Source organism: uncultured Pseudoteredinibacter sp., assembly GCF_947502065.1.
GTDB lineage: Bacteria > Pseudomonadota > Gammaproteobacteria > Pseudomonadales > Cellvibrionaceae > Pseudoteredinibacter.
The window spans coordinates 56,948-71,075 of sequence record NZ_CANMYE010000007.1; the positions used below are offsets into that span (position 1 = coordinate 56,948).

A 14,128-nucleotide genomic window follows, 5' to 3' on the forward strand; every position below is an offset into this window, starting at 1 on the left:
TGACCTCCTTACGTCGTAGTGCAAAGCTGGCTTAGCTACGCAAAGCCTGTATTAGGATTTCGGCCTAAGTCCCTTAAACCTGAGCATATTCTTCAACTTGGCCTAACCAGCGTTGAATAATGGGATCTATCAGCTCGGGGTGCTCGGTGCTAATGTCCCTTGCTGTGTCGCGAATTCTCTTAATTAAGTTAGCATCTCGTTGCAAATCTGCCAGTTTAAACTGCATTTCACCGGTCTGCTTTGTGCCGAGAACCTCGCCCGGCCCCCTTAACTCCAAGTCACGTTCAGCTATCTTAAAGCCATCGTTGGTCTCACGCATTGCGCTGAGCCGTGCTCGACCATACTCCGAAAGTGGTTGCCCATACAACAGTACACAGTGGCTGGCCGTGCTACCACGGCCAACTCGGCCGCGAAGCTGGTGTAATTGGGCCAATCCGAGGCGTTCTGGGTTCTCAATGATCATTAGGCTGGCATTGGGAACGTCAACACCCACCTCAATTACGGTGGTCGCAACCAGCACCTTAATCTCCCCAGCTTTGAACTGAGCCATTACCGCTTCTTTTTCGCTAGGCTTTAGGCGCCCATGAATAAGCCCGACGGCTAAGCCACTGAGTTGTTGCTGAAGGTCATTAGCAGTAACTTCGGCGGCTTGCGCCTCGAGAGCTTCAGATTCTTCAATTAAGGTGCACACCCAATAGGCCTGCCGCCCTTCTGAGCATGCGGCCTTGACTCTGTCGATCACCAGCTGGCGCCGCTCGTTGGCCACCAGTGCGGTGCTGACTGGACTACGCCCTGGCGGCAGCTCATCAATCACCGAGATATCGAGATCGGCGTATGCACTCATGGCCAAGGTTCTCGGTATCGGAGTTGCGGTCATTACCAGCTGATGAGGGCGGCCTATGCCATGTTGACCCTTGGCCCTTAAGGCCATGCGCTGATGCACCCCAAAGCGGTGTTGCTCGTCAATAATCACGAGGCCTAGGTCTGCAAATTCGACCTCGTTCTGGAACAGTGCATGGGTCCCGACAATGAGTTGGTTTTCTCCGCTTACTGTTGCGGCTAGCTGTTCTTTGCGGGTGCTGGCCTTCTGCTTTCCATTCAGGTGCCCTACTGTTACCCCTAAAGGTTCGAACCAGTGATTAAAGTTTTGCCGATGCTGCTCGGCTAGGATTTCCGTCGGTGCCATTAATGCAACTTGATAGCCATTGGCAATGGCTTGTAGAGCTGCTGCCGCTGCAACCAAGGTTTTACCCGAGCCAACATCACCCTGCACCAAGCGCAGCATTGGCACGGGTTTATTGATGTCGTGGCTAATTTCCTGGATTACACGCTCTTGTGCCCCGGTTGGCTTAAAGCTCAGGCTGCTTAGGAAGCGCTCATGGCTTAATTCGTTGTCAGGGAGTCTTGGTGCTTGGCTAGCTTGAATCTTGTCTCGTACGCGCAGCAGGCTTAGGTTATGAGCAAGTAACTCTTCAAAGGCAAGACGTTGTTGATATGGGTGAAGGCCATCCATTAGTAGATCCACAGCGGCGTCTACGGGAGGCTGGTGCAGATAGTGAAGCGCTTCGGCCAGGCCAATATCGGCATTGCTGCTTGGCAATAGTTCCGGCACATTTTGCTTATTTACTTGCGGTAATAGCTGGCTGATTAGGCCTCTTAATCGAGATTGGGTAATACCTTCGCCAACCGGGTAAACCGGGGTTAGGCTATCGGGCAATACTAGTTGAGACTGCTCATCGTAGAACTCGTACTCAGGGTGATACATCTCCAACCCCGAGGAGCCTCGGCGCGCCTCGCCATAGCAGCGTACATGACTACCGGGGGTGAGCTTAGCCTTTTGGCTGCCAGAGAAATGATAGAAGCGCAGCGTTAATGTGCCGGTGCCATCTTGCAGGCGGCACATAAGGCTGCGCCTGCGCCCATAGACCACGTCGCTGGCTTTGATAATGCCTTGGATCACTGCGTTTTGGCCGGGTTGAAGGGCTCCGATAGGGGTAATTTTGGTGCGATCCAAATAGCGGCTGGGTAAATGGAACAGCAGATCTTGCAGTGTGTAGATATGCAGCCGGGCCAGCTTTTCAGCCAGCTGCTTGCCTACACCTTTTAGTGCGGTGATATCGATTTGGGCGAGGCTGGGTAAAGCCTTGTCACTCATCGTGTTTAGCGCTCCAAAATCGTACAAATACCATGACCATCACAGATGGCACTGCGCAAGGCATCAATGGCTTGGTGACGCGGAAAGCTCGCACGCCAAGCGAGTCCTACAGCCCTCGTGGGAGCGGGATCTGCAAATGGCCGCGTCGTTAATACTCCGGGTGAATAATAGCTGGTGCCAGCAGCCGATTGTGGCAATACCGTGATGCCTAGTCCGGAGGCGACCATGTGGCGCAAAGTTTCAAGCGAGCTGCCTTCAGTCGCTGCTTGAAGAGTATTACTGCTGTTATCAAATTTGGCTTGTAAGTTGGGGCAAGCTTCCAATATCTGATCGCGGAAACAGTGGCCTTCGCCAAGCAATAAAACATTGTATTCGTCGAGATCGTTTGGCTCGATGTGAGTCTTTTCGGTGAGGGGGTGATCAGTAGGCAGCAGCACTTCGAAAGGCTCTTCATAGAGTGCTTGGGTGACTACATCGGCCTCGGTGAAAGGTAATGCCACGATGATAACGTCCAGCTCGCCATTGCGCAGGCGGTGGCGTAAGGTGGCGGTGTATCCCTCTTCAATATACAGCGGCATCTGCTTTGCACTACGCTGCAGCTCTGGGATAAAGTGTGGGAACAGATAAGGGCCGATGGTAAAGATAGCGCCAATCTTAAGCGGGCTGGCCAGTTGGTCTTTGCCCGCCGTGGCGAGATCTTTAATGGCCGCGGTCTGCTCAAGGGCAATTTGTGCTTGGGCGACGATTTTTTCACCCAGAGGTGTTGGGTGGACTCGGGTCTTGCTGCGCTCAAATAAGGCGACATCTAACTCTTCTTCAAGCTTTTTTACGGCAATACTCAAAGTGGGTTGTGATACAAAGCAGCGTTCGGCAGCGCGCCCGAAGTGCTCTTCTTGCGCTAGGGTCACAATGTAGCGAAGTTCGGTTAAAGTCATGATTAAATCTCGCAGCAAACAAATAGATAATTTAGAATTTAACTATTAAAAGTTTAAAGTCAATAGCTTTGTTTAAAATGATTCAGTTGATTCTGCATTCTTGGAACTAAAATGAAAGAAACTCCTAATCCTATTCGCCTTGCTGTACTTGGGTGTGGCGATATCGGCTTACGCCTTATCAATAATTTGCAGGGGCAGGCCAATGGCTATGCCTTTAGTCGTAGCCCAAAGGATTTACCTGATGGCTTTGAGTGGCGTCAAGCTAATGCAGGAGATGTGCATAGCTATGGCCAGTATCTTGAAGCGCTTGATGTACTTCTTATTACTCTTACCCCAGCAGACCGAGGTGATGAAGCTTATCGTTTGGCTTATGTCGAGCCTATACGCCAATTGGTGGAATATGCATCGACTCTTAATCGATGCCCGCTGCTGATGTTTGTTTCGAGTACCGCAGTTTACGGGCAAGATGAAACGGCAATACTGGATGATGATTCTGCGGCTGTGCCTACAAGGTATAACGGCATACGTATGTTGGAGGCTGAAAATTTATTAGCGAACAGCGGTTTGCCTCACTGTGTTGTACGTTTTTCTGGCATCTATGGCTTGGAGCGTAAGCGACTATTTTCAAAACTTGTGCAAGAAGTACGCGAAGAGAAAAGTTACATCGATAGTGATGCGCATTGGGGGAATCGTATTCATATTGAAGACTGTGTGGCTGTGCTAGAGCATTTATTAAAGATGCCGCCCGCACAACGTGAAGCCATGTATTTGGCTAGCGATAGCGAGCCATCATTGCGTGGAGATATTAAGAGTTATTTAGCGTCTTTATTACCTTCAGAGTTGCCGGCGAGATACAGCTGCAATTCGGCCACAGGTAAAAGGCTTTTTCCAAAACGTTTATTGGCTTCGTCATATAAGTTTAAATACCCAACTTATCGCGAGGGATATCAGGCTCAACTTGAAGAGTATTTAGCACGTTAAAAACTAAGCCCACATCTAAAAAGGATATTTTAGTGAGTAATAGCATTCGCCTGAGTGAAAGAATAAGCAGTATTGATACGATTCGCGGTTTTGCCTTGCTGGGTCTTTTGACAATGAACCTAGTGGGCATGTCGATGCCAATGGCTGCTTATTTAAGCCCCTTGGCCTTTCGGGCCGATGAGCCGCTCAATGATGTTATCTTTTCGGTGTTTTTTATTTTTGCGGACCAAAAATTTATGGGGATGTTCTCGCTATTATTTGGCGCGAGCATTTTATTATTGATTGAAAGGTTGCAGGCGAAGGGCGAAAAAACACTGGGCTTGCATTATCGCCGCAACTTTATTTTGTTGTTGATTGGCTTGCTACATGCTGCATTTTTGTGGGAAGGCGATGTGCTCATGATTTATGGCTTTTGTGCTTTATTTCTGTACCCACTGAACAAAAGCTCTCCTTGGGTGCTAGCCACAATAGCTTTTGTTCTATTGGCTGCAGCGAGCTATAGTGCAGGGGGTTTAAACGAAAAAATGGCGAGCATGGATGCGGAATCACTGGCCAATATAAAAGCATATCTTCGTCCTACGGCTGAGACTCTTGCAGCTATAAAACAGAATTACTCGGGTAGTTTTCAGGAAGTTTCAGATTATCGCTTAGGCTTAGAGGAAGAGGGCGATAGTGGCACAATAGAAATTGATTTGATCCTTTTGCTCTCTAGCTTTTATCGAGCACTTGGCATGATGTGCCTTGGGATGGCGCTTTATAAATGGCAGTATTTGCAAGGAAAATTGGCGCTGGCTACGTATAAAAAAGTATCTATAACCGGGCTGTCTATTGGTTTGCCTTTGGCCGTAACGGCTTGGTACTTGGGGCAATCAACGTCATGGAGTGTGGAAAGTTACTTTGCCTATTGGGGAATAATGCCGCTCAATATTTTAGCTTCGCTAGCGTTAGTGCTGACTTATGTTTCCGCAATTATCTTGTTGTGTCGTTATCAGTGGGCTTTACCTTTTCAAAAGAGGGTTCAGGCACTGGGTCAAACCGCTTTAAGCAATTACTTACTGCAGTCTTTAATTGGGACCACAATTATGTATGGTTATGGTTTCGGCATGTGGGGTGAGCTCGCTCGTTGGCAGTTGGTATTACTGATGTTTGCGATCTGGTCGCTACAACTTTACTTGACGCCGCTATGGTTACGTTACTTCCGCCAAGGCCCAGTGGAATATATTTGGCGATGTTTAAGTTATTTATCTATTCCAGCTATACGTCGATAGCTGATGCTTCAAGCTTGGCTGGTTCATTGTTCCAGCCAAGCTTGTATCGTTACCAAGATTGAAATTTGACTCGCTTGCTAGTTAATAACTACTTAGTTAATAACGACGCGATGCAAAATTCTTTCATGCCCTTCATAGCCACCATTGGCTTTGTGCAATACAGATCGGTTGTCCCACATAACTAACATACCGGCTTCCCACTCATGGCTGTACTGAAACTCCGCTCGAGTTTGCCAGTTATACAAATCCTCCATGAGTTTCTGCTCTTCTTCTGGGCTAGTATCTTCGATTCCTACAATGTAGCCAAAGATAGTACCGAACACCCCTTCTTTACCGCTTTCTGGATGCTTACGAATTATGGGGTGAGTTTCCACATCATAGGCATCTTCGGAATAGAGGATCTTCATTCCGCGCTTGGCATCTTTTTCTCGTTCACCATATAAACCATCTGGAGCATAAGCCAACTTGGCGGAATGCTGAGCGATTTTACCTTCCAAGCGCACGCGCAAATCAGCTGGCATATCATCCAGCACCTTATGTAGGTTAATAAAATCCGTATTGCCACCAACCGGTGGAATTTTCAAACCGTACAAAATAGTGCCCGCTGGGGGCTCGGCTCGAAAACTCCAATCGCTGTGCCAGGCATCTGCAAAAATGGGTGTTGTCTCATCGGCCGCCCTGCGCAGCTCCGCAACGTATTTACGGCCTTCAATTGGAGGGAAATAAGGGTCACCCGCAAAGCTACCAAAATATTGGCTAAAGCGTTCTAAATCGTCATCGCTTAGTTCTTGTTTGGGAAATACTAAGACATGATGATCCAACCAAGCGGCCCTCAGTTGCTCGACTTGTTCTTGGCTCAATTCCTGGCTGAGATCCACCCCTTCCACGCTAGCACCGCAAGCGCCATTGGATTTAGTTATCTTCATGCTTGTTTCCGTTTATTGTTATTAAGTGGACTCTATTGTTACGAATAACTTTCGATATGCCATTGACAGCTGATGTACAAAGTTGACACTTTGCGACTAAACTATAGGCGCATTTAGTAAATTTGTGGCTTAAGGTTAAATCAGTGCGACATTCCCATATCAACAGTTTATGGATTAAAGGCATATTGGAGAGCTTCGAGCAACTTGGCTTGCCTATGGAACAGCTGCTCGATGGCTTATACCCAGAGAGCCGGCGACCTCAAGAGCAGTTGGGGGCTTTGGAATTAGGAGCCGCTCGCACCCTTTGGCACCGGGCTGAAAAACTTTCAGCTAAGCAGTGCTTGGGCGTACATATCGGAATGTTGCAAAACCTTAGGGCTAGCGGTGTGCTAATGCCGATTTGCCTGCATAGCCCTACCCCATTAAAAGCATTTGAGCATATCGCGAAATTTCAGGGTTTAATTAGTGATAACGGTGTTTATAGAATAAGAACGGATGCCCAGGCAGGCTTAATATACTGCGATTACATTCCTAGTGCTCATAGTACTTCTTCAAATAGGCAGCAGCTTCTCTCAATCCTCACCGGTACGATAATGTTGCTAAGGGCTATCAGCCCAGAAGATCCGCTTGTGGCTATCAAAGTGCAAAAGGATCTGGCTTTAGAGGAAATAGCTGAGTTGTTGAAGCTCAGCGTGCAACCAGCTGGAGAGTACTCCTGTCTCATCTTAAGCTCGGAAAAAATGAATCGAGCCATTGAAGGGAGAGACGAACACCTCTATGAAATCAACTTGGCTTATGCTGAAGGAATGGTAAGGGCAAAATTAGAAAGCCAGTCAATTAAAGAACAGGTAAAGCTGTTGATTGAGAAAGAAGTGCCCGCAGAAGTTAGCCTAGAGCAGGTGGCTGAGAGGCTGGGGGTAAACAAACGAGTTCTACAGCGCTCCTTAGCTGAGCAAGGAAGCTGTTTTCGAAAATTAAAAGAGAGCCTACTAAAGGAAAAGGCGCTCGATTTACTCATTAATAAAAGACTTGAAATATCACTTATATCCCAAGAGCTGGGGTACTCAGAAGTTAGTGCATTTCAGCGCGCGTTTAAGTCGTGGTTTGATTCCAGCCCGAGACAGTTTCGTGATAGAGCGGTGGTTTAACTTGTTATCACTTCAAGTATAAATTTTAATAACAATATACCTGAAGTGATGATGATTTGTGGCTATACGACTAAAATGCCATCAGCTTCTATCAATGAGTCTTTTGGTAGCTGGCTAATGCCTATAGCCGCGCGTGCTGGATACGGCTGTTCAAAATACTGCGCCATCACTTCGTTTACGATTGGGAAGTTACCCAAGTCTGTAAGGTAGATATTTAGCTTAACAATTTGCTGGATGCTACCGCCAGAGGCTTCGCAAACTGCGGATAAATTTTTAAAAACCTGGTGCGCTTGGGCTTCAAAATCACCTTCTACCAGGGTCATAGTTTCTGGGATCAAAGGGATTTGGCCTGATAGGTAAACGGTATTGTTAACCTTTACGGCTTGTGAGTATGTGCCGATTGCTGAAGGCGCGTTACTGGTTTCTACAATAGAACGATTTGGCATGGTCTTTCTCAAATAGTCATTAGCTTGTTAATTTTTGCTGCGAGTCAGCTTGATTACCGAGTGCATATTGCGCACCCGGCGAATAACGTTGGCGAGGTGAACACGATTTTGCACACCGATACAGAGCTCAATCACGCTGTTGTGGGCATCGCGCTCATCCACATTGATGCGCTCGATATGGGCGCCAGCTTCAGCCATGCGGTTGGCGAGACTGGCAATAATTCCGCGCTGAGATTCTACTTCTACTTTAATATCAACTAAGAACTCGCCGCTGACATTTGGTGCCCAGTTTACCAAACTGATTTTTTCTGGAGAGTGACGCAGTTCTGCAATATTGTTACAGTCTTCCACGTGTACCACCAAGCCTTTGCCGGCACTTAGGTGGCCGATAATTGGATCGCCGGGGATCGGTCGGCAGCAGCGGGCGAAGCTAATGAGCATGCCTTCGTCGCTATCGATCATTAGCGGCGAGTGGATGTTAGTGGCTTTATTGTCCTCGGCATCTTGCTGCAGAATATTGGCGACAGCATTCGCTAAGCGATTACCAAGGCCGATATCTTCAAGCAGTGCCTCCATATTATTCATATGGGTTTCGTCTAGCAGCAATTTAATCTGATCTTCAGTAAGCTCGTCTAGTCTGGTATTAATATTTGCTAGGGCGCGGCCTAGTAAACGCTCACCTAATTCGATAGATTCATGGTGTCGCTGATTCTTTAAGAAGTGGCGAATGGAGCTGCGAGCCTTGCCTGAAGTGGTGAAGTTTAGCCACGCAGGGTTGGGTTGTGCACCAGCGGCAGTAATAATTTTAACTTTTTCGCCACTTTTTAATGGCTGTGATAAAGGCGCAAGGCGATCATTAATTCGGCAGGCGACACAGCGATGTCCTACTCCAGTGTGTACCGAGTAAGCAAAGTCTACGGCTGTTGCCCCGGACGGCAAGCTAATAATTTTGCCTTTGGGGGTAAATACATAAACTTCATCAGGAAAGAGGTCGATCTTAACGTTTTCGATAAATTCTAATGAGTTGCCGGCTTGCTGTTGAATTTCGAGCAGACCTTGAACCCATTGTCTTGCCCTAGCTTGGTTGCTAACTGGGCTATCTTCGTCCGCCTTGTAGAGCCAGTGCGCAGCAATGCCCGTATTGGCCAGCTCATCCATTTCTTTGGTGCGAATTTGCACTTCAATGGGCACACCGTGCATACCGACCAATACGGTGTGCAGCGATTGATAGCCATTAGCCTTGGGGATGGCGATATAGTCTTTAAATTCGCTAATTACCGGCTTATAAAGATTATGCATTACCCCTAACACGCGGTAACAAGTGTCTACATCTTCAACAATAATGCGAAAGGCATAGACATCCATAATTTCGCGGAAGGATTTCTTCTTGGCGCGCATCTTTTGATAGATGCTGTAGAGGTGCTTTTCGCGGCCGAGCACTAATGAGGCGATATCTTCTTTTTCAAGGCGCGTCTCAATCGCGCTTTGGATATTCTCGACCAGCTCTTTGCGATTGCCTCTGGCTTCTTGCAGTGCGGCTTGTAATCGTCGAGCGCGCAGCGGATACATGGCTGAAAAGCCGCGATTTTCAAACTCGATACGCATATCGTTCATGCCGAGGCGATGAGCAATAGGGGCGTAGATATCTAGGGTTTCGGTGGCGATGCGTCGCATCTTTTCTGAAGCCAGCGCTCCTAAGGTGCGCATATTATGTAAGCGATCGGCCAGCTTTACTAATATCACGCGGATATCGTTGGCCATGGCCAAGGCCATTTTTTGGAAGTTCTCGGCCTGCTTCTCTTCGCGCGAGCCAAACTCGATTTGAGTTAGCTTACTCACCCCATCGACCAGCTCGGCGACGGTATCGCCGAATTGATTGGCCAATGCCTTTTTAGGGATGCCGGTGTCTTCGATAACGTCGTGGAGCATGGCGGCCATCAGGCTTTGATGATCCATATGCATCGAGCTTAAAATCGCTGCGACTGCCAGCGGATGAGTTACATAAGGCTCACCACTACGACGGGTTTGCCCGTCGTGGGCCTGCTCGGCATAGTAGTACGCGCGTCGGACTAGATTGATCTGCTCTGGATCAAGATATGATGAGAGTCGATTGCTGAGGGACTCAATGGTTTGCAAATTAGGCTCCAGTAACTCAAGAACCCCGTAGATAGATCACATCACACGGCGGCCAGAAAACAAAAAAGCTAGGGCGTTAGCCTTCGCTAACGTGCCTAGCTTTAAAAATAACACATTCTGTGGCTATTAACAGCCGGAGGTCAGTGCCAAATTACGCTTTTGTTTTACAGCTCAATGCCTGGCTCTTGCATAGGCATGATTGGCATTTCATCTTGCTCATCTTCTTCAACATCAAACATGGCAGGATCGATTAAGCCTTCTTCGATTTCGCGCAAGGCGATTACGGTAGGCTTGTCGTTTTCTTCTGGAACCATAGGCTCTTTGCCCTGCACAGCGATTTGACGCGCGCGCTTGCTGCCAACAATTACCAGTTCAAAACGGTTATCAACGTGGTTGAGGCAATCTTCAACGGTGATACGGGCCATTAGTCTTTCCTATTCAAATTTGCCCAACGATTGGGCCTTTAGCAAAAATCATCTACCGCTGAGTTATAGCCTGAATGAGGTATTTTTGCAAAATACCTAGCTAAGTTTGAGCCATAGATATAAAAAAGGGGCGCTAGTGTACGCATTTTGATCAGGCCAGGCAAGAGCTGGCCTGTATTTGCGCTTATTTTAGTAATTCTTGCAGTAGCTCTTTATGACGATGCTGCTGTTTTGCCTGGCGTAGTCTTTGTCCGCGCAAAATAGCCTTAAACTCGATCAAAGCTTGATCAAAATCGTCATTAATGACCACAAAATCCGCTTCTACATAGTGGCTCATTTCGCTAACAGCTTCGGCCATGCGACCATCAATAATGCTGTCGTCGTCTTGTCCGCGGCCGGTTAAGCGTTGGCGCAGCGCTTTCTGGCTTGGTGGCAAGATAAAGATGCCCAGTGTGTCAGGCATTAAGCGCTTTACTTGCTGGGCACCCTGCCAGTCGATTTCTAAGATTACATCACCGCCTTTGGCTAAGGTCTTTTCCACCCAAGCCTGTGAGGTGCCGTAATAGTTACCGAATACTTCGGCGTGCTCCAAAAAGGCACTTTCGCCTAACATCGATTGAAAATCGTCTTGGCTAACAAAGTGGTAGTTGACGCCATTTTCCTCGCCTGGGCGCATTGCTCGTGTGGTGTGGGAAATGGACACCTGAACATCAGCCAAGGAATCAATTAAGGCCTTTACTAGGCTAGTCTTGCCAGCACCTGAAGGGGCGGAAACGGTATATAGAGTGCCGCTCTTGCTCATGTAAAATCTCGTACTATTAAGCGTGGGTAAGGTTTTATAAGGTATATTGCTATTTTAACCTAAGCCTTAGAGCCTTGCTTGCTTTGTTGAGGGCTTAGCAGCCAATTAGAGATATTGAGGGTAGCTCATGAAATGGCGAGACAGTCGTCGCAGCGATAATGTTGATGATCAGCGTAATAATTCACCATCACAGTTTGGTGGCGGTGGCTCGATAGCGAACTTCTTGCCCATTATTCGCATGCTGATCGGCACTAAGGTGGGCCGAATAGTCTTGGCTGTTGGCGCGATTGCTTATTTCCTGGGCTTTAATCCATTGAGCTTATTGCAGCCGGGTCAACAAGGCTTTAGTCAGGCTAAGGTACAAAACAGCCCGGAAGATAATTTGCGGGCTGACTTTGTAACCGCAGTGCTCGGGCAGACCGAAGATGTTTGGGGGGCAATATTCCAGAAGAGCTTTGGCAAAGCCTACCCGCAACCGCGCCTAGTATTGTTTCGTAATGGTGTGCGTAGCGCCTGCGGCCAAGCCTCTTCGGCGATGGGGCCCTTTTACTGCCCAGCTGATAATAAAGTGTATTTAGATTTGGGCTTCTTTGACGAGTTGGCTCGTCGCCATGGCGCCCCAGGCGATTTTGCCCAAGCTTATGTTATCGCCCATGAAGTAGGTCATCATTTGCAAAATGTATTTGGTGTTCTTGATAAAACTCATCAAGCTAAACGCCGTCTCAGCAAAACAGAAGGCAATGCCCTGCAAGTTCGGGTAGAGCTGCAAGCTGATTGCTATGCTGGTGTCTGGGCTCATCATGCTCAAAAGCAACAGCAGATCTTAGAAGCCGGTGATGTAGAAGAAGCTCTGCAAGCGGCCAGTGCGATAGGTGATGATACCTTGCAAAAACAAGCTCAGGGTTATGTAGTGCCCGATGCCTTTACCCATGGGTCAGCCGAGCAGAGAATTCGTTGGTTTAAAAATGGCTTGCAGCAAGGTAGCTTACAGAGTTGCGATACTTTTAAAGCGGCGAAATTGTAGTCTTTTTCTTGGGCCAGAACCAAAAAGGTTCTGACCCGTTTGTTGTGTAATTTACAGATGTGATTCAGCGTATTCAGCCAGGATCGATCGAGGTACGCCTTGTAGTTGAATATTCCCGCCTTGTTGAAAACCTTTAAAACGCTCACTCAAATACGTTAAGCCTGAACTGGTAGCGTTGAGGTAGGGTGTGTCTATTTGGGCAAGATTTCCCAGACAAATCACTTTCGAGCCCGCCCCTGCCCTGGTAATAATGGTTTTAATTTGATGAGGGGTTAAATTTTGGCATTCATCAATTAAGATTAAGCTGTGTTGAAAGCTTCGGCCGCGAATATAGTTCAGAGATTTAAAATGCAAAGGCACTTTGTTAAGTACATAATCAACACTGCCGGAGCAGTCTTCGTCGTCACAGTGCAAGGCTTCTAAGTTATCAGTAATCGCTCCCAGCCAGGGTTCCATTTTTTCAGCTTCAGTTCCGGGTAGAAAGCCGATGTCTTCGTCTAGGCCTTGGGTCGAGCGAGTGGCGATAATTCTGCGATAGTATTTATTGGCGACAGTCATTTCTATTGCAGCAGCCAAGGCCAAAATAGTTTTTCCGGAACCCGCTGAACCCGTTAGGTTAACAATATGTACATCAGGATCGAGCAATAAATTTAATGCGCAGGCCTGGTAGATATCCCTAGGCTTTAGGCCCCAGGCTTCAGTTTCCAATAAATGATGTCGGTCCAGGTGCAATAATTGAACTTCTTCTTCACTTACTTCAAGAACCCTACCAACGAAGCCTTGCTCATCTAAGATAAATTGATTGGGAGTGCACTCCTGCAAAATATGACATCGATTTAGATGGTGAATGGTTCGACCTAATTCTTGAAATGTATCGACTTGTTGAATTTGATCCCAGAAGCTGCCAGAGAATTCCAAAAAGCCTTTGTTCAGCTTTTCAATATCAGTAACAAGTTGGTCGTTATGGTAGTCCTCAGCTTCAATGCCACAACCTTTAGCTTTTAAACGCATATTAATATCTTTGCTGATGAGCACTATATGCTCATCGGGGCTCTGGCGTTGTAAAAAATAGATATCATTGAGTATTTTATTATCGTTTAAGTGAGTAGGTAATGTGCTGACTCCCTCCGGGGTCTGTTGCATGATTATGGACAGGCTGCCTAGCGCTGGACTTTTTTCTCCGCGCTTGATGGGCACGCCGGCTTCGATTTCGTCTAAATCGGCACGGCCTAAAATTTTGTCCAGCTCTCGAATGGCCTGCCTGCAATCAGCAGCGACAGCGTTGCGACCGCTTTTTAAAGAGTCCAGCTCTTCAAGCACGGTCATGGGGATGGATATTTTATGTTCTTCAAAGTTCAGTAGCGCAGTTGGATCGTGAATCAAAACATTTGTATCTAATACATAGCGAGTGTTTTTTGTTTCTTGTGTGTTCCCAATGGTCAACAGCGATTCACCCATATGTAATCCCTTTTTTGGTGGAATGGGAATGACTGAGCTAATTCGGCAGTTTAGCTTGCTTAGCAAAGCCACCTTTGATTTTTATAACAGTATTGGATGATTAAAACTAGGGCTTAATGATGATGTTTTTTTTAAGTTTTGGAAGATAGGGGTAGAGAAGGAGTGCCTCGGGAACCCACAATATTTCCATCTTTGAATGTCTTTGGCAAGGGCTTTGCGAGACAAATTTCCGATTATGTTTTGAGCTTTAAAATATCGTAGATAAATCAGACGTTTAGAAATCAGGTTTTAGTGTCTGTAGAAAAACTTAGATAAAAATATAGCGAAGATATTAAGGTATTAGGCAGCACTTACTGGCATAGAAGTTTATTGAGCAAATAGTTAAGCTGACAGGCGGCTCAGTACGAAGGCCGCCTGAACGTGA

At 47.1% G+C, this 14,128-nt stretch carries 12 protein-coding genes; 4 read left to right on the forward strand and 8 right to left on the reverse strand.

Annotated features, from left to right (window positions below; translation table 11 throughout):
• Positions 1-73: 73 nt before the first annotated feature.
• Together recG and Q1A41_RS16265 are read right to left on the reverse strand one after the other, a co-directional pair.
• Positions 74-2,155 carry an ATP-dependent DNA helicase RecG gene (gene recG / locus Q1A41_RS16260; RefSeq protein WP_299981123.1) on the reverse strand — a complete coding sequence of 694 codons (2,082 nt, stop codon included), beginning with the start codon at positions 2,153-2,155 and terminating at the stop codon, positions 74-76.
• A gap of 5 nt (positions 2,156-2,160) precedes the next feature.
• Positions 2,161-3,090 carry a hydrogen peroxide-inducible genes activator gene (locus Q1A41_RS16265; RefSeq protein WP_299981125.1) on the reverse strand — a complete coding sequence of 310 codons (930 nt, stop codon included), beginning with the start codon at positions 3,088-3,090 and terminating at the stop codon, positions 2,161-2,163.
• Between the two features lie 111 nt (positions 3,091-3,201).
• Here Q1A41_RS16265 and Q1A41_RS16270 point away from each other — a divergent pair, with 111 nt between their 5' ends.
• Positions 3,202-4,071: an SDR family NAD(P)-dependent oxidoreductase gene (locus Q1A41_RS16270; RefSeq protein ID WP_299981127.1), complete on the forward strand. Its 870-nt coding sequence runs from the start codon at positions 3,202-3,204 to the stop codon at positions 4,069-4,071.
• A 32-nt stretch (positions 4,072-4,103) separates the two neighbouring features.
• Positions 4,104-5,339 (forward strand): DUF418 domain-containing protein, encoded by a 1,236-nt coding sequence (locus Q1A41_RS16275; RefSeq protein WP_299981129.1) that lies wholly within the window; start codon positions 4,104-4,106, stop codon positions 5,337-5,339.
• Positions 5,340-5,431: 92 nt separating this feature from the next.
• On the opposite strand, the gene Q1A41_RS16280 is transcribed toward Q1A41_RS16275, so the two are convergent.
• Positions 5,432-6,265 (reverse strand): TauD/TfdA family dioxygenase, encoded by an 834-nt coding sequence (locus Q1A41_RS16280; RefSeq protein ID WP_299981131.1) that lies wholly within the window; start codon positions 6,263-6,265, stop codon positions 5,432-5,434.
• 143 nt (positions 6,266-6,408) lie between these two features.
• Here Q1A41_RS16280 and Q1A41_RS16285 point away from each other — a divergent pair, with 143 nt between their 5' ends.
• Positions 6,409-7,413, forward strand: a complete 1,005-nt coding sequence (locus Q1A41_RS16285; protein WP_299981133.1) for an AraC family transcriptional regulator — start codon at positions 6,409-6,411, stop codon at positions 7,411-7,413.
• A gap of 62 nt (positions 7,414-7,475) precedes the next feature.
• Here the strand turns inward: Q1A41_RS16285 and Q1A41_RS16290 are convergent, their stop codons facing one another.
• From Q1A41_RS16290 to gmk, 4 genes are all read right to left on the reverse strand, one after another.
• Positions 7,476-7,859, reverse strand: coding sequence for a RidA family protein (locus Q1A41_RS16290; protein WP_299770452.1), 384 nt, complete (start codon positions 7,857-7,859; stop codon positions 7,476-7,478).
• 27 nt (positions 7,860-7,886) lie between these two features.
• Positions 7,887-9,995 carry a bifunctional GTP diphosphokinase/guanosine-3',5'-bis pyrophosphate 3'-pyrophosphohydrolase gene (gene spoT / locus Q1A41_RS16295; RefSeq protein ID WP_299981135.1) on the reverse strand — a complete coding sequence of 703 codons (2,109 nt, stop codon included), beginning with the start codon at positions 9,993-9,995 and terminating at the stop codon, positions 7,887-7,889.
• Between the two features lie 164 nt (positions 9,996-10,159).
• Positions 10,160-10,420: a DNA-directed RNA polymerase subunit omega gene (rpoZ, locus tag Q1A41_RS16300; protein WP_299770448.1), complete on the reverse strand. Its 261-nt coding sequence runs from the start codon at positions 10,418-10,420 to the stop codon at positions 10,160-10,162.
• A gap of 184 nt (positions 10,421-10,604) precedes the next feature.
• The gene (gmk, locus tag Q1A41_RS16305; protein ID WP_299981136.1) at positions 10,605-11,222 is read right to left on the reverse strand and encodes a guanylate kinase; all 618 of its coding nucleotides are present in this window, start codon (positions 11,220-11,222) and stop codon (positions 10,605-10,607) included.
• A gap of 127 nt (positions 11,223-11,349) precedes the next feature.
• Between gmk and Q1A41_RS16310 the strand changes: the two genes are divergently transcribed.
• On the forward strand, positions 11,350-12,246 hold the full coding sequence (locus Q1A41_RS16310; protein WP_299981138.1) for a neutral zinc metallopeptidase: 897 nt from the start codon (positions 11,350-11,352) through the stop codon (positions 12,244-12,246).
• Between the two features lie 51 nt (positions 12,247-12,297).
• Here Q1A41_RS16310 and Q1A41_RS16315 read toward each other — a convergent pair whose 3' ends face one another.
• The gene (locus tag Q1A41_RS16315; RefSeq protein WP_299981140.1) at positions 12,298-13,704 is read right to left on the reverse strand and encodes a PhoH family protein; all 1,407 of its coding nucleotides are present in this window, start codon (positions 13,702-13,704) and stop codon (positions 12,298-12,300) included.
• Positions 13,705-14,128: the final 424 nt, after the last annotated feature.